Source organism: Collinsella sp. CLA-ER-H9, assembly GCF_040092295.1.
In the GTDB taxonomy this organism is placed as follows: domain Bacteria; phylum Actinomycetota; class Coriobacteriia; order Coriobacteriales; family Coriobacteriaceae; genus Collinsella.
On sequence record NZ_JBBNLV010000005.1, the window covers coordinates 46183 to 63081 of the forward strand.

The following is a 16899-nucleotide window of genomic DNA, read 5'->3' on the forward strand; positions in this document are numbered from 1 at the left end:
GTCCCTTTGTCACATCGCAAATAAGGCGCGCCGGGCGTGAATCCTCTGGCGCGCCTTTGCGTTGGCGTCAATGTTGTCGGTGGCCGTCCGGCTCTAGCGTTCGTCCACGAGCTTGGCGACGAGGGTTTTGAGCTCGGCTACCTCTCGCTCGAGTTCCTTGACGCGGCGGGCGTTCTCGGTGATGCCCTGACGGTTGAGCGCGGACTGCTCGGCGGCGGCGTCGGGCATGTACTCGCGATGCTGCTTGGCATCGAAGCTCTCCTCGAACACGCGGTAGCCGTTGCGCTTGATGATGCGTCCCGGCACGCCCACGACGGTGCAGTTGTCGGGTACGTCCTTGACGACGACCGAATTGCCGCCGATTTTGACGTTGTTGCCGATGCGAATGTTGCCGAGCACTTTAGCGCCTGTGCCCACGGTGACGTTGTTGCCCAGGGTGGGGTGGCGCTTGCCGGTCTCGTTGCCGGTGCCGCCAAGCGTGACGCCCTGGTAGAGCACGCAGTTGTCGCCCACAATGGTGGTTTCGCCGATGACGACGCCCATGGCGTGGTCGATAAAGAAATGCTTGCCGATCTGTGCAGCGGGATGAATCTCGACGCCGGTAATGTGGCGGGTGATTTGCGAGAGCACACGGGCGAGCGAGCGATGGCCATGCTCCCAGAGCCAGTGCTCTGGCACGTGGTTCCACTTGGCGTGCAGGCCGGGATAGGAAAGGAAGATGACCAGACCGTTTTGCGCGGCGGGGTCCTGCGCCTGGACGGTCTTGATGTCCTCGCGAATGGTATTGATAAAGCTCACCGACCGCCCTCCCTTAGCGCCATGGCAATGCGATTCAATAAAGTATAGCGATTCGCTAGGGATTAGGAAGGGCGATCTTGCTTTGCTTTGGGCGACAAGTGTCAGTTATGCAAACTTGCTGGTAATGGAGTCATGCTTTTGTGGGGTTGCGCACGAGGGGGCGCCGCAACCGTATACTGGTCAACTTGGACGTATCCGCGCCCACAACTGAGAGGTTTTACTTCATGGGTTTCATCAATTTCATTGCCGAGCTGCTTAAGGATCCGCGCACTGCGATCGCCAGCTGGATCGCCGCCGGCCCGCTCATGGCCTACGGCTGTGTGTTCCTAATCATCTTTATCGAAACGGGCGTGGTGTTCTTCCCGTTCCTTCCCGGCGATTCGCTGCTGTTTGCCTCGGGCTTCTTTGCCCACAACGGCGGCTTTAACATCGTGGCCCTGCTGGCCACCGCATGGGCCGCAGCCATCCTGGGCGATCAGTGCAACTTTATGATCGGCCACTTCTTTGGCCGCAAGATCATCGCCTCGGGCAAGGTAAAGGCCATGACGCCCGAGCGCATCAAAAAGTCCGAGGACTTCTTGGATAAGTGGGGCCACCTGGCCATCTTCCTGGGCCGCTTCTTTCCGTTTATCCGCACCTTTGTGCCCTTTATCGCCGGCATGGGCGGCATGCACTGGCGCAACTTCGTTGTCTTTAACGTGCTGGGCGGCATTACCTGGTCGACGGTCTTTACGCTGCTGGGCTACTTCTTTGGCGGCATTCCCTTTGTGCAGGAGCACTTTGAGCTGCTGATTATCGGCATTGTCGCCGTGTCGATCATCCCGACCGTGGTCGGCTTGGTTAAGGCTAAGCTGGGCAAAAAGAACGCATAGCTCGAGCCGGCGCACAAATCGTGTCGTTGAGGCCCGTCACCGTTTACGGTGGCGGGCCTTTATGCTTCGGGCAAATGAAAATACTTTACTTAGTTAAAGAAAAGCGTTTTATCAGACGCGTACGGGGAGTACAATCTCCTGCATGCGAATCGATGTGCCATGGGCTTTGGTGTTGCCCGCGTGTCCCGTCCGGCTCTACGCTCCGGGCGTGCGACGTTGCGACGCGGTCGGCCTCGGTCCTTGCGTGCGAGTTCGCGAGTATGCAACTGTGTATGTAAGGAGCGACATATGACTGTCGAGAAGAAGGATATCGATTGGGGTAGCCTCGGCTTTGGCTACATGAAGACCGATTACAGCTACGAGGCTCATTGGAAGGATGGCGAGTGGGACGAGGGCGGCCTGACCACCGACCACACCCTGCATGTCTCCGAGTGCGGTGGCATCTTCCATTACTGCCAGGAGGTCTTTGAGGGCCTGAAGGCCTACACCGCCGAGGACGGCAGCATCGTCTGCTTCCGTCCCGACATGAACGCCGAGCGCATGTATAACTCTGCCCAGCGCCTCGAGATGCCCCCGTTCCCCAAGGATAAGTTTGTTGAGGCCGTCAAGCAGGTCGTTTCTGCCAACGCCGCTTGGGTTCCGCCCTTCGGTTCTGGTGCGACCCTGTACGTGCGTCCGTTTATGATCGGCTCCGGTGACGTGATCGGCGTGGCTCCCGCTCCTGAGTACACGTTCCGCATTCTCGTGACCCCGGTCGGTCCGTACTTTAAGGGCGGCCTCAAGCCCGTCAAGCTGCGCGTTTCCGAGTACGACCGCGCCGCACCGCACGGCACCGGCAATATCAAGGCCGGCCTGAACTACGCCATGTCCCTCAAGCCCACGATGGAGGCCCATCGCGAGGGTTATGCCGAGAACCTGTATCTCGACTCCGAGTCCCGCACCTATGTCGAGGAGACCGGTGGTGCCAACGTCCTGTTCGTGAAAGAGGACGGCACGCTCGTCGTTCCGCAGTCGCACACCGACTCCATCCTGCCCTCCATCACCCGTCGCTCGCTCGTCCAGGTCGCCGAGGACTTGGGTATGACCGTCGATCAGCGCCCTGTCGAGTGGGCCGAGGTCAAGGCCGGCGCCTTTGTGGAGTGCGGCCTGTGCGGCACCGCTGCCGTCATCTCCCCGGTGGGCGAGATCGACAACAAGGTCTATGGTGCCGATGAGACCGTGACTTTCCCGGCTGGCTGCACCGAGATCGGCCCCGTGATGAAGAAGCTTCGCGAGACCCTGACTGGTATCCAGTCCGGTGCTGTCGAGGACAAGCACAACTGGGTTTACACCGTGGCGTAACCTGGCTTCGTAATTCCCATCAAGCCCCGACCGAGGCGGACCGGCCTATCTCCCGGCGCGTCCTCGGACATGAAAGAACCTCCGCTGCGCACTACGTGCGGCGGAGGTTCTTTCGTCCTGTGGAATGCGCCGGGAGATAGGCCGGTCCGCCTCGGTCGAGTGCTCTGCATTCCTTGCCAGGAGGTTACTGGGCTGTAGGGAAGATGGTGCGCGGCCTTTTGACCGCGCCTTTTATTGGCTGTTAGGGCTTTGCCGTAGTTGCAGCCGAAGAGGGGACGTGCACGTTTTTTCGGTTGCCGCTCGCCTGGGGTGGGGCGGGGCGTGCATTTTTGGGAGTTTTCAGCAGTCGAGGGTGCCTGCATACTGGTTTTTGGACGAAAGTCAGGCGCCATGAGCCGCATCCTGTAAAAAAATGAGCGATCTCTGAGGCGCTGAGGGCTCAGAATCATGGTTTTCAACGCGGTTCTGTGGGTCCGTTCCTGCCCTGTGGGTTCCGGGATGCTGAAAACTCCAAAATTTGCACGCCGTCCCTGGGGGTACCTTCGGGCAAAAAGCAACCGCCCCGTCGAAGTATGCATTCGACGGGGCGGTTTATGCATATAGCCGAATTGGGATACGTTGCCAACTGGTTAGAACTTGACGGTCGGTGCCTGGCGGGCGGCCTCGGCGGCCTCGAAGCCCTGGCGCTCCTTAAACTGGAAGATGCCGGCAAAGATAACGGCCGGGAACGTCTGGATGGCGTTGTTGTAGCTGAGCACGCAGTCGTTGTAGCTCTGGCGCGCGTAGCTAATCTTGTTCTCGGTATCCTCGAGCGATGCCTGGAGCTGCGTAAAGTTGGTGTTCGCCTTAAGGTCGGGGTAGGCCTCGGCGACGGCAAAGAGCTGGCGCAGCGCACCGGTCAGCACGTTGTCGGCTTCCATCTTGGCCTCGGGGGTGGTGGCGTTCACGGCGGCGTTGCGCGCGTTGACCACGGCGGCGAGCGTGTCCTGCTCGTGTTTTGCGTAGCCCTTGACGGTCTCGACCAAGTTGGGGATCAGGTCGTTGCGGCGCTGCAGCTGCGTGTCGATGTTCTGCCAGGCGTTATCGATGCGATTGCGCTTGGTGACCATGTTGTTGTAGATGCCGGCGATGGCGCAGGCAATCACAATGACAACAACGATACCGATGATGACGGGAAGCATGATGTCTCCGTTTCGAATGGCAGCGGCGTCTTGCGCCGGCCGTTGTTGGTATAACACGTCTAGTATACCCGCAACCTTTGGCGGTGCCGAACTTTCCGGTAAGCGTTGTGTTTCAACCAGGGAGGGGGCGCCAATAACGAACGGGTGGTACAGGTGTAAGATATGCGACAAATTAAGGAATGCTGTCTACACCTTGAGGATGGCGATATGGATGGACCTTCGCATCAAGAAAACCTATCGTGCCCTGTTTGATGCCTTTACCGAGCTTTTGGAAGAGCATCGGTTTGAGGATTTGACGGTTGCCATGCTTTGCGACCGGGCCCTGATTCGTCGCACGACGTTCTATAAGCACTTTCGCGATAAAAACGATTACTTTGCCTTTTATATCGATGAGCTTATGACGGGCTTGCCGCAAAAACAGCCCGATGAGGCCGGCGCAGTGTCTGCCGAGGACGTGCGCGCGCTTCGACACGCGATTTTGGACGATGCCATGGATTTGATTTTGGCGCACGAGCAGCTCATGGATAACATTTTGGCAAGCAGCATGTCGGGCATGTTGACCAACGTTATTTGCGACCGCATTGCCCGCTCCATTCGCGAGCGTGTGATGAACGTGCTTGCCGAGGATGCCCTGGCGCCCGTTTCGCTCGAGACAACATCGGAGTTTATCGCCGGTGGCATTATTCGACTGTTCACAAATTGGTGGGAGTCGGGTCACGATCTTGAGCGTCGACCCGAGATGGCCGACGTGGTTGATGCACTGTTTGAGCGCACCATGACGCCGGTGAATCACTAGAAGTGGCGGAGAGAGGGGGATTCGAACCCCCGGAACGCTCTCGCGCTCAACGGTTTTCAAGACCGCCGCATTCAACCGCTCTGCCATCTCTCCGTGAGTCGTAATGATAGCATCGTTTTGAATTTGCAACAGGGAAGGCGAACGATGACGAGCACCGAAATCGACGAGAAGTTCATGCGCGAGGCGCTGGCCGAGGCGCGCGCCGCCGCTGCGGTGGGCGAGGTACCGATTGGCGCCGTGGTAGTGCGCGCGGGCGAGATTGTCGCGAGGGCGCATAATCGCCGAGAACTCGACCAGGACCCTGCGGCGCATGCCGAGTTTTCGGCCCTGTGCGCTGCCGCTCGGTTGCTCGGTCGTTGGCGCCTTTCCGATTGCACGGTCTATGTAACGCTCGAGCCTTGCTGCATGTGTGCGGGGCTTATGGTCAACGCGCGCGTGGGGCGCTGCGTGTATGGCGCGACTGATGCCAAGGCGGGCGCGCTGGGTTCGCTGTACGACCTCAATGTCGATTCGCGCCTGAACCATCGATTTAATGTGACCGCCGGCGTGCTGGCAGGCGAGTGCCGCGAGATGCTGAGCGACTATTTTAGTGGGCTGCGTGGCGCCGATGGTGCTGGCTGCGGTTGCGGGGCCGATCTTGAGGCGCATGCCGCTCATGCCGAGGCGCTCGCGTGTGCCGAAGATATCGCCGTTGAGGCGGTTGTCTTTGGTCCCGCGTGCCACCGGCCCCGCCGTGTGCTGCTGGCGATCGACTCCTTTAAAGGCAGCGTTTCGAGTGCACAGGCGGAGGAGGCCGTTGCCGAAGGCATGCGCCGTGTGTGGCCCGATGCCGAGTTGAACGCTTTGCCGCTGGCAGATGGTGGCGAGGGAACGCTCGATGCCATCGCCGCGCGCGCCGGCGTGCTCTCGACCTGTGAGGTTGCAGGCCCCTTGGACTATCGCGTGTCTGCCCGGATGCTGGTGGACGACGAGCACGACTCGGCTGTAATTGAGATGGCCGAGGCGGCGGGTATTGGGTATTCACCCTGCACGGAATCGGCGGCGCTTGCGGCTTCGACCTATGGCGTGGGCGAGCTCATACTTCGCGCGGTCCGCGCGGGGGCAAAGACTATCTATATTGGTCTGGGCGGCAGTGCCACCAACGACGGTGGCGCCGGCATGCTGCAGGCGCTGGGTGCCCACCTTGTTGATGAGTGTGGCTGCAATATCGCCCCCGGTCTCGCGGGCCTTGAACATGTGGCGAGTATCGATTTGACACCACCGCTTCGGGTACTGAATGGCGCGCGTCTTGTGGTGCTTTCCGATGTCGAGAATCCGCTCGTGGGGCGTCGAGGCGCACTGGCGGTGTTCGGTGGGCAGAAGGGTCTGCCGACGGGTGATGCTGAGGTGCTGCGCAGGTACGACAGCTGGATGGTCGGCTACGGCCGCCTGCTTGATGCGGCGATTTTCGAGGTGCGAGCCCAGGGGCTGCTGCGTGCGCCCGAGGGCGCACGGACATTTGGCTCGGTGCTCGGTGTGCCCGGTGCCGGTGCTGCCGGCGGCCTGGGTGCCGCGCTGCTGGCGCTCGGTGCCGAGTTGCGTTCGGGCGTGGAGACAGTGCTCGATTTGATTGGGTTTGACGAGCGCGTGCGCGATGTCGACCTGGTCATTACAGGCGAGGGCAATATGGACGAGCAATCCGCCGCCGGCAAGGCGCCGGTGGGTGTGGCCCGCCGTGCCAAGCGCTATGGCAAGCCGGTTGTTGCCGTCGTGGGCGGTCGTGCCGACAACCTGGATGCGGTGTATGGGCAGGGTGTCGACTTAGTTCTGCCGGTCTGTCGCAGACCCATGCCCCTTGACCAAGCGCTCGACCCCCAGGAAGCCACAACCAACCTCATCTGCGCCGGTGAAGCCGCCGCCCGATCCTACGACCTCGCCCGTATCTAAGTCTTTCCGGGCAAGTCTCAATAAGTTGCGGTGGAATAGTTCCTGTTTTTGGCCTTGGGTCGTAAAACAGGAACTATTCCACCGCAACTCAAAAGTGGTCTTTTGGCCCTGTCCCAAATTAGCTATCTTGCCCCATCGGGCGGGAGCGGGTAAGATATACCGAGCGCCTAGCGCGTTCGATGGGTTCGGATGACGACATGTTCCGAATCTGGTCAGGTCCGGAAGGAAGCAGCCATAAGGAGCCTCTGTCGGGCATCCGAATCCATCGAGCGCACGGGCGTTTTTTGGTGCCGCGACATGGCCCGGCCGGCGGCGAGGTATTTGGTGTCTCGCTGGTCCTCGGCTTTGCCTGCGGGATCGCTCGACTACCAAACACCTCGCCGCCGGCCGGGCCCCGTCGTCCAAAAATCACCCGTAAAGGCGCGTTAATCTGAACAATTCAATCCCTTGTCTAGTGCTGCTCATTGGCTTTGCCAAAACATGTTCGGGCGCTTTGTCTCTGTGCCTAGTTTCCTGATTGTTTCGGGGGCTTGTTCTGTAACGAGTTGCTTACGCATCTCCAGGGCTCTCCGTACTATCATGAATCAGATTGAAGAGAGATGATGATAGGGAGCGCCTATACATGATTGAGCTGCTCAGGCGTTTTGGTGGTAAGTTTCGCCGGTATATGGTGGTTGGTCCTGCGTGCAAGCTGATCGAAGTGATCTTTGACCTGCTGACGCCGCTGGTGATTGCCCAGATGATCGATAAGGGCATTGGCTCGCACGACGTGAGCGCCGTTATCCACTACGGCATGGTACTTGCCGCTATGGCCGTGATCGGCATCTCGTTTACGCTCGTCTGCCAAAAGATGGCGGCGCTCACCTCGCAGGGCATGGGCACCGACATTCGCGGCGCGCTCTACGAGCACATCAATAAGCTGAGCTACGCCGAGCTCGATCGCTTTGGCACGCCGTCGCTTATCACCCGCATCACCAACGACGTCAACCAGGTGCAGCTTGCCGTGGCGCTGGGCGTGCGCATGCTCATCCGCTGGCCCTTCCTGGCGGTGGGTTCCATGGTTGCGGCCCTTGCCATCGACCTTAAGCTCGGCATCATCTTTTTGATCTGCACGCCTGCTATCGGCTTGGTGTTTTGGTTTGTCATGGCGCGCTGCATCCCGTATTACAAGCAGCTGCAGGCAAAGCTCGACCGCATTGCGCTCATTTGCCGCGAGGGGCTTTCGGGCGCCCGCGTGGCTCGCGCCTTTGTGCGCGAGGACCATGAGCGCGAGCGCTTTGCCCAAGCCGCCGATGACCAGGCCAATACTGCCATCGCGGTGGGCAAGCTCTCGTCGATTCTCAACCCCGTCACGTTTTTGGTGATGAACCTGGGCGTGTGCGCCATCCTGTGGGTGGGCGGCATCCAGGTCAACGTAGGTGAACTTACGCAGGGCCAGGTCATGGCGTTTGTGAACTATATGACGCAGACCCTCGCCTCCATCGTGTACGTCGCCAACCTGGTCGTTGTCTTTACCAAGGCGAGCGCCAGCGCGTCGCGCATCAATGAGGTGCTCAATTGCGTGCCGAGCATCACCGACGAGGGCAACCAGCCGGTCGCGCTGCCTGAGCCGAGCGACCTGGCGGGGGACACCACTCCGGTTTCCGCGCTGAGCTTTGACCATGCGAGTTTTTCGTTTGGCGCGGGCGCGGCAAATGCCGTAAACGACGTGACTCTGGATCTGCCGCTGGGCAAAACGCTCGGTATTATCGGCGGCACGGGCAGCGGCAAGTCCACGCTCGTCTCGCTGATCCCGCGCCTGTACGATGCAGGTGCCGGCAGCGTGTGCGTGATGGCTACCGACGTGCGCGCTTGGCCGCTCGACCAGCTGCGCCATGCGGTCGCGACCGTCCCGCAGCGCGCGTCGCTGGTGAGTGGCACGATCCGCAGCAACCTGACCTGGCGCGACGAGGTGGCGACCGACGAGGAGCTCTGGGCGGCGCTCGATATGGCGCAGGCCAGCGAGTTCGTGCGCAACAAGCCACAGGGGCTCGACGCCCCGGTCGAGGCGGGCGGCAAGAACTTTAGCGGTGGCCAGCGCCAGCGCCTGACCATTGCGCGTGCCTTGGTGGGCTCGCCGCAGATCCTGATTATGGATGACTCCGCCTCGGCGCTCGACTTTAAGACCGACGCGGCGCTTCGTCACGCCATCCGCGAGCGCAGCGGTCGCGGTGCCGCCGGGGGCGGGCTGCCGCTGACGACCGTCATCGTGAGCCAGCGCGTCTCGACCGTGCGCGATGCCGACATGATCTGCGTGCTCGACCACGGCTCGGTTGCGGGCCTGGGCACGCACGACGAGCTGTACGCAAACTGCCAACTCTATCGCGAGATTTGCCAGTCGCAGCTTCGTCGCGAGGAGCTCGAGGGCCAGCAGGGGAGCGCGGCACCCGCGTCCGTCCCAAGTCCCGCGTCCGCCCCGGCTGCCCCGGCATCCACTTGCGCAAAGGAGGGCTGCTAAATGAATCCGTACACTTCTTCCGGTTCGGTCGCCACGATGACGGCCAACGTGTCCGGCAACGATAACCTCAACGACCTGGGTGACGGTCCGCGCCAACCCGGCGACCCTGAGCGCTATCCCGTGGGAGCGGTGACTCGCCGCCTGCTGGGTTATGTTCGCCCGCATCGCGTTTCGTTTGCGGCGTCGTTTGTGAGCGCCGCCGTCTCGGTGATCTTACAGCTCTATACGCCTATTCTCATTGGCGAGGGCATCGACCTGATTATCGCCGCGGGCCAAGTGGACTTCGATGCGCTGCTGCCGCTCGTCACCAAGCTCGCGCTCGTCGTGGTGGGGGCCGCGGCCTTCCAGTGGCTGCAGGGCTACTGCGTAAACCGCCTGTCCTACGAGACGGTGCGCGATATGCGCGTGGAGACAAGCGACAAGCTCAGCCGCATGCCGCTCAGCTTTATCGACAGCCATGCCCACGGCGACCTTATGAGCCGTGTGGTCAACGATGTCGACCAGGTGGGCGACGGTCTGCTGCAGGGCTTTACCCAGCTCTTCACCGGCGTCATCACCATCGTCGGCACGCTCGCGTTTATGCTCTCCATCAACCTGACCATGACGCTTGTGGTGGTGCTCGTCACGCCGCTTTCCATCTTTGCGGCCGGCGCCATCGCAAAGCTCTCCAACAAGAGCTTTGCGGCCCAGCAGCGCATTCAAGGCCAGCTCGGCGGCCATATCGAGGAATACGTGGGCGAGCAGAAGCTCGTGGACGCGTTTGCCTATGGTTCCAACGCCCAGCAGCGCTTCGATGCTCTCAACGCTGAGCTCTACGCGGCAGGTGAGCGCGCGCAGTTTATGGGTTCGCTTTCTAACCCCGGCACTCGCTTTATCAATAACATCATCTATGCCGTGGTCGCTGTGATCGGCTGCGTGGGCGTGATCACGGGCGTGCCGGCGGCGCTTACGGTGGGCGGCGTGCAGATTTTCCTGTCCTATGCCAACCAGTACACCAAGCCGTTCAACGAGGTTACCAACGTCATTACGCAGATCCAGACCGCGTACGCCTCGGCGCGTCGCATGTTCGCGCTGCTCGATGCACGCGAGCAGGAGCCCGATGCGGCGGATGCCGTGGAACTTGCCACCCCGCAGGGTGAGGTGACCCTTGAGCATGTGGACTTTAGCTACGTGCCCGACCGCAAACTGCTGCAGGACATCTGCATCGAGGCTAAGCCCGGCATGCGCTTTGCCCTGGTCGGTCCCACGGGCTGCGGAAAGACAACGCTCATCAATCTGCTGCTGCGTTTTTACGATATCGATGCCGGCCGCATCATGGTCGATGGCCGGTCTTCGCGTGACTACACGCGTGCAAGCCTGCGCCGCGCCTTTGGCATGGTGCTGCAGGATACGTGGCTGTTCGAGGGCACGGTGGCGGACAACATCGCTTACGGTTGCCCAGGAGCTACGCGCGAGCAGGTCATCGAAGCCGCCAAGCGCGCGCACGCGCACAAGTTTATCGTGCAGCTGCCAGGCGGCTACGACACGGTGATTGGCGAGGACGGCGGCACGTTTAGTCAGGGCCAAAAGCAGCTGCTGTGCATCGCGCGCGTCATGCTCACCGACCCGGCGATTCTGCTACTGGACGAGGCGACCTCGAGCATCGATACCCGCACCGAGCTGCAGGTTCAGGCGGCATTCGACGAGCTCATGGCCGGCCGCACAAGCTTTGTCGTGGCGCACCGCCTGAGCACCATCCGCAACGCCGATTGCATTCTGGTCATGCGCGACGGCCAGATTATCGAGCGCGGCACGCACGACGAGCTGCTAGCGGCAGGCGGCTTCTACGCCGAACTCTACCGCAGCCAGTTTGCCCAGTGAGCAAGCCCGTGGTGCAAATTAATCAATCGACAGACGGTGGTTTACATCTGTCACGTTAGTACTAAGATATTCATCTAATAAATTGCATTAGTGGCTTTAGTTTTGGGGGAAACGAGCAACGTGACTATGACATGCTCTTTGGTGGTCAACAGCAAGAGCGGTAATACCAGGATGGTTTCGGGTGCGATCAAGCGCACTCTGCAGGCTGCGGGCGTTGAGTTTGTCCATGCCGCGGCGTTGAGCGACGATGCGGATGCAGATCAGGTTGCGCTCGAGGCGCAGGGCGCCTGCGCGGCCGACACAGTGCTCGTCGGTTTTTGGTGCGACAAGGGCGCGTGCACGCCTTCGGTCGCGGCGTTGCTTTCCGCCTTGCACGGCAAGCGCGTCTTTCTGTTTGGCACCTGCGGTTTTGGGGCCGACCAGAGCTATTATCAGCAGATTATCGATCGTGTGACCTCCAATTTGGCTGAGGATGCCGAGCTTGCGGGTTGGGCGATGTGCCAGGGCAAGATGGGCCCTGCCGTAAAGCAGCGCTACGAGGCCATGCTCGAGCAAGATCCCGACAATGTCCGCTTTAAGATGCTGCTCGATAACTGGGTCGCCGCAAAGGATCACCCCACCAAGGAAGATCTGGACAACATGGCTGCAGCCGCCAAAAAGGCCGTGCTGGGGGAGTAGCTCTCATCGCTGACGGCGGTCGGTCCATCTTTCTAAATGAAACGTCCTCCCGGGCGTCGGGGCACGAAGTTCCCTGCTCTACAGTCCTGCGCAAGACGAAGGCCACATTAAGTGGCCTTCTTTGCGTGCGGAACTCGCGATGAACTTCGTGCCCCGCCGTCCGGGAGGACGCCTCTTTATTGATGGGAGGCCTGATAGGTCGATGGTTCCGTGCCCGGATGCGTCCAAAGTGGGACGGGCTTTCCGGATGGGCAGGCTTTCGAAAAATGCGTCCCGGAATTTGCCTTTGGAATGGGACGTAGTTTCCCGTTGAGGTGCTTTGCGGAAAGTGCATCCCACTCTGGGCGGTCGAAGTGGGACACACTTTCCCAAAGGCGCTCCAACGGGAAATTGCGTCCCATTATTCGGTCAAGAAACGGGATGCATTTTCCCAATGAGAGCAAAACCGGAAAATGCATCCCACAATCAGCCCTCAAAGTGGGACGCCGTTTCCCAATGAGGCTCAAGCGGAAAATGCATCCCGGAATTTGCGCTCAAAGTGGGATGCGGTTTCCGGTTGAGGGTCTAAGGGGAAAGTGCGTCCCAGAATCGACGCTTGAAATGGGATGCAGTTTCCCGATGAGGCGCTCGACGGAAAATACATCCCAGAAATGGCCTTTGAGCTGGGATAAGATTTCCGCGGCATCTCGGATTCTCAAAAATGAGACACGCCGTTGGCGAAAATGAGACACGTGATATCGGGCATCGGATGTATCATTTGCAAAAATGAGTCCACTCCACTCGAATAAAGCGAGGTCCCTCATGTACGTTCCACACCCCCGTATCCGTAGGCTGTCGAAAATCCCGCTTGTTGGGATGGCGGCGCTTGCTGCGTTGATCGCCACGAGCGTCGCCTGCTTCACGGCCACGCCCCAGGTTGCCCAGGCGGCAGACGCGCCCGCAATCACCGATATGACCGAGCAGGATTATCAAGCCCTGGGTCTGGGCACGAGCGAGGACATTCCGGCCGATACCGTTGGCCCCTATTCCACTGATACCCCCACGACGTTTGCCACGCGCAGCGAGGTCTATATGGCAGCTAACGGTAGCCATGGCAATCGCTACACTCTGCGCGACAAGCTCGAGAACGTCGAGCGCGGTGACATTGGCGGCAGCAGCAAACTCACCGATGGCTATGGAAGTGTGTGGGGCGCCGCAAAGTTCTGGCAAAACGTCAACAACTTCGATACGAACAGCGATCTCTACAAGCATAGCGACTACGGTGGCGGCACCTGGTCGTACCTAAGCAACAATGAGTCCTCAACAGTACTCGCCAACGACAACAACGGTTTCTCGGGCATTCACGCCACGAGTGTTGAGTTCTGCAGCGACGCCAGCACGGGCAAAAAGAGCCGCGTTGCCGAGCTCCGTGCCTACGGCGACAGTTCCTCCACGACGATTGACGGCAAGTCATACGCCGGAAAGGTTGAGCTGGTCCTCTACTCGTTTAGCAACGGGCGCACGCGCACTCTCGACACACACCTGCCGGTGACGGTCAACACTAATATGATGTACGAAGGCCGTTTTAAGTACCTGGATGCCGGTTACCTGCAAGAGCACGACGCCGTCTTTGATGTCGAGGCGGGCGATGTCGATGGCGACGGCGTCGACGAGCTTTTTGTCTACGCGGGCTGCTATGTCGACGAGAACGGCGTGCGCAAGGCTGTAGTCGACATGTATGACTTGGAGGGCGGCAACTGGAAGCAAAGCGTCGTCAAGATCGATGCCGGTAACGCCGCGGACTACACCACGCACAACAAGGGCGGGAACGACTCCTGGACGCAGCTTCAGTCAGCTCCTGTCGTTTCGCTAGCGGCCGGCGACCTCGATCGCGATTTTTGCGATGACCTCGCCATCGTGGTCTCGGCACCCTACGGCAAGAAGAATATTGATAAGTCGACGCATTGCGAGCTGTTTTCGTGGGATGCATCCAAGGGTGCGCTCGTCCATGTCGATGCTCTGGGCGACGCGGGCGCAATCTCCCTCTCCGCGAACGGCAAGACCATGGTCGCTGCGAATGTGACGTTCGGCACGTTTGCCGCCTACGATGAAGAAGGAAAGAAGACGGGTGAAACCGTCACGGGCCTTATTCTTGCGGGCTATGACTGGCAACGCAGCGCTTTTGATTACGGCGCTTCTGACGGCAGCAAGGGGCTGTACGGCGCGCTGTACCGCTACGCGTATTTTGACTCGGAGTCTGGCGAGTTCAAGCTTTCCGATTGCAAGGAATACAGAGACGGGCTCCTCGCCTCCTATGGGCTGATGCATGTGCCCAACAGCGCATGGAAGGATAGCGCTCAGGATAAGCGCTATCCGTGCACCTTGGCGCCTATTGCCCTTGCCACTGCCAACCTTGACGGCCCGTCCGAGCAGCTGGCGGTCGACGAGGTGCTCGTGGGCGGCGATGTGTTCCGCGACTTTGCCTGCAACACGGCACAGAGCGGGGCTCAGGGCTTGGGGTCCATGGTCGGAACCATGAGCATGAGCGGTCAGCAATACAACAGCAGCAACAAGCATGACCACAAGGGTATAGAGCAGGTGTGGATCAGCGACGTTAAGGCGGGCAGCGTCTCGGGTTCGGACCGCTATAACGAGAGCTTTATCGCCGTGGTGGGCAAGCACCGCGACGAGGACCTGCGCAAGAACGATGACTACTATTGGATGACCGCCTCGCATTTTTCGCTCGACGAGAACGGAAAGGTGCGCCGCGGCGAGGAGCAGGTGATTAGCGAGAGCAACCGTCGCGGCACTACCTACGGCACATTTATCTCGCTCGCGCTGCCCGATGTCGACAACGACAGCGTCAAGATCACGTACAAGGACCGCTACAAGGTCTATACCAACCCGCGTGTGCTTGCCGTGCTGCAGGATGCGCCCTATGTTGAGGATCTGGAGCAGGCATACGGCTATCTGGTGTTGGGCGGCACGTCATACGGAGAGGAAAAGGGCACGGGGACATCCCAGGGCTATACCATTGGCGCCGAGTTGGGCGTTGCCGTCGAGGTGCAGACCGGTCCGCCCCTGGTCGCGATGAATGCTTCAGTCGATTTTGCCGCCGAGGGATGCTATGACTACCGGAGCGAGCGCACGGTCAGCGCAAGCGTAAGCTATGAGTCGCATGCCGGCGAGGGTGACAAGGCCGTGCTCTACACGATTCCGATGGTCTATTACGAGTATGAGATCGAAAATGAGGAAACTGGTGGCAAGGGCGTGATGGCGGCGCCCGTGTCGCTCGGCGCGCAGACCTCGGTCGTTAATGTCGAGGCCTATGACCGCATTGCCAAACAGCACAATATGACGCCGCTCAGCTACTTTTTGACCAACCGGTCGGGAGAACCCGGAACCTATCAAACGACGCTCAACGGCGAGACTCCCGTTGGGGATTCCTTTGGCCTGGGCAAGCCTGGCGTAACGCGCGCCTACACGCACGATGGGTTTAACGGCGCCGCCGCGCAGTCGGGGGCGAGCATTGAGCAGACCATCGAAGTCGAGGAGGGCAAGGAGCAGGAGCTCGAGCTCGGCTTGACGCTGAACGGCAGCGTTGTCATGGGCGCGAAGCTCGCAAAGCACGAGTTGTTTGGCGGCCTGTGCTTTGGTGCCAACGCCGGCTTTACTACGGGTAACTCCTCGAGTGAATCGACCGAATACGGCGGCACCGTCGACAACCTGCCCGAGGCCGCGCAGGGCAAGTACGGTTTTGTGTGGCGTCTGGGCGTCAACGCGGTGGATGTCGACAAGTTCGAGGCAGACTCGGGCGACAAGCTCGGCACCAAGGACACCGACCAGTTCTGGATCGTGGGCTATGACGTTAAGGACGTCGAGATGCCCGACGCGCCGGCCGTGACGGGCTTTACGGCAAACGCCGTCGATTCGACCAGCGTTACGTTTAGCTGGGACGATGTACTCGCAAACAAGAGTGGCTTTAGCTACGGCGTGGGCATGCTGCAGAGCAATGCGGCGGATGCGGTCGTCAATAGCTGGAAGATTGCCGACAACACGCAGACCTCGCTCAAGTGGGATGGGCTGCAGCCCAATACGGAGTATCGATTCGCCATCGCCGCCGTTAAGAATGGATCCACGACCGAAACAGGTATTCGCTCGGCAATCATCACGGTCAAGACCATGCCCGATGGCATGACGATGACCGTGAGCGGACCTGCGGCGGATGCTGCGGAGGGGTCGGATTTTGGATACGACTCTTCGGTTGAGCGCACGGCGGGAAGCCACCTGACGCTCTCGGCGATTGGCCATGTGAAGCAACTCGGTGCCGACGATAGCGAAACAGGGCTGGCACCGACCTATGTGTGGTACCGCAAGGGCCGCGGCGAGACAGAGTTTAAGCTCGTGGGTGCCGATGGCAACCTCGCGGCTGGAACGGCCTCAAAGCTCGAGATTGACCTGACCGCAGACGATGACGGTGCGCAGTATTACTGCCACGTGGGATACAACGACGTGGGCCTCGACACCGGCACGACGCTCGTGAATATCGAGGCCGAGGAGACGGCGCCCACAACGGTGAACGCCACCCCGATCCGCATGCGCCGCCTGTTCTCACAGGCAAGTGCGGGCGCCAAGAAGTTCCTGGACCATACGCTGGTAAACACCGCCGGCCCAACCGATTCCGAAGGCTCAAAGGACCCCGAGACTCCTAAGACCCCGACGAACCCGGACAAGCCCAAGTCCGACAACGGAGCTAAGACCGACACCAAGGTCAAGACTACGACCACAGCGAAGAACCTCGCAAACACCGGCGACCAAACATTCGCCCTAGTCGCCACCGCAGCAGCAGCGGGAGCAACGCTCGTAGTGATAGCCCTCATCATGCTGATCAAGCGCCGCAAGACCCACTAGTAGCCAGTCGAACATATCGACAACCCAAAAACCCGGGTAGCCAAAAAACAGGCCACCCGG

Annotated in this window: 10 protein-coding genes, 1 tRNA gene and 1 other RNA gene; 9 read left to right on the forward strand and 3 right to left on the reverse strand. The window is 60.3% G+C overall.

The window, feature by feature from the left end; translation table 11 throughout:
* Positions 1 to 93: 93 nt before the first annotated feature.
* Positions 94 to 798 (reverse strand): serine O-acetyltransferase, encoded by a 705-nt coding sequence (gene cysE / locus AAAX73_RS04700; RefSeq protein WP_349125180.1) that lies wholly within the window; start codon positions 796 to 798, stop codon positions 94 to 96.
* 224 nt (positions 799 to 1022) lie between these two features.
* Here cysE and AAAX73_RS04705 point away from each other — a divergent pair, with 224 nt between their 5' ends.
* Positions 1023 to 1670 carry a VTT domain-containing protein gene (locus AAAX73_RS04705; protein ID WP_117746503.1) on the forward strand — a complete coding sequence of 216 codons (648 nt, stop codon included), beginning with the start codon at positions 1023 to 1025 and terminating at the stop codon, positions 1668 to 1670.
* A gap of 288 nt (positions 1671 to 1958) precedes the next feature.
* Positions 1959 to 3011 (forward strand): branched-chain amino acid aminotransferase, encoded by a 1053-nt coding sequence (locus tag AAAX73_RS04710; RefSeq protein WP_349125181.1) that lies wholly within the window; start codon positions 1959 to 1961, stop codon positions 3009 to 3011.
* A gap of 629 nt (positions 3012 to 3640) precedes the next feature.
* Here the strand turns inward: AAAX73_RS04710 and AAAX73_RS04715 are convergent.
* The gene (locus AAAX73_RS04715) at positions 3641 to 4192 is read right to left on the reverse strand and encodes a LemA family protein (protein ID WP_349125182.1); all 552 of its coding nucleotides are present in this window, start codon (positions 4190 to 4192) and stop codon (positions 3641 to 3643) included.
* 211 nt (positions 4193 to 4403) lie between these two features.
* Here AAAX73_RS04715 and AAAX73_RS04720 point away from each other — a divergent pair, with 211 nt between their 5' ends.
* Positions 4404 to 4988 (forward strand): TetR/AcrR family transcriptional regulator, encoded by a 585-nt coding sequence (locus AAAX73_RS04720; RefSeq protein ID WP_349125183.1) that lies wholly within the window; start codon positions 4404 to 4406, stop codon positions 4986 to 4988.
* Positions 4989 to 4991: 3 nt separating this feature from the next.
* Here the strand turns inward: AAAX73_RS04720 and AAAX73_RS04725 are convergent.
* Positions 4992 to 5081, reverse strand: a tRNA-Ser gene (locus AAAX73_RS04725).
* 51 nt (positions 5082 to 5132) lie between these two features.
* Between AAAX73_RS04725 and tadA the strand changes: the two genes are divergently transcribed.
* From tadA to AAAX73_RS04755, 6 genes are all read left to right on the forward strand, one after another.
* Entirely contained in the window at positions 5133 to 6914 is a 1782-nt protein-coding gene (tadA, locus tag AAAX73_RS04730; RefSeq protein WP_349125184.1) for a tRNA adenosine(34) deaminase TadA, read from the forward strand.
* Positions 6915 to 7090: 176 nt separating this feature from the next.
* Positions 7091 to 7186: signal recognition particle sRNA small type (ffs, locus tag AAAX73_RS04735), an RNA gene on the forward strand.
* Between the two features lie 350 nt (positions 7187 to 7536).
* The gene (locus AAAX73_RS04740) at positions 7537 to 9411 is read left to right on the forward strand and encodes an ABC transporter ATP-binding protein (RefSeq protein WP_349125185.1); all 1875 of its coding nucleotides are present in this window, start codon (positions 7537 to 7539) and stop codon (positions 9409 to 9411) included.
* Positions 9412 to 11271, forward strand: coding sequence for an ABC transporter ATP-binding protein (locus AAAX73_RS04745; RefSeq protein WP_349125186.1), 1860 nt, complete (start codon positions 9412 to 9414; stop codon positions 11269 to 11271).
* 126 nt (positions 11272 to 11397) lie between these two features.
* The gene (gene bilS, locus AAAX73_RS04750; protein ID WP_329739085.1) at positions 11398 to 11949 is read left to right on the forward strand and encodes a flavodoxin family protein BilS; all 552 of its coding nucleotides are present in this window, start codon (positions 11398 to 11400) and stop codon (positions 11947 to 11949) included.
* An 801-nt stretch (positions 11950 to 12750) separates the two neighbouring features.
* Positions 12751 to 16839 (forward strand): fibronectin type III domain-containing protein, encoded by a 4089-nt coding sequence (locus AAAX73_RS04755; RefSeq protein ID WP_349125187.1) that lies wholly within the window; start codon positions 12751 to 12753, stop codon positions 16837 to 16839.
* Positions 16840 to 16899 lie beyond the last annotated feature (60 nt).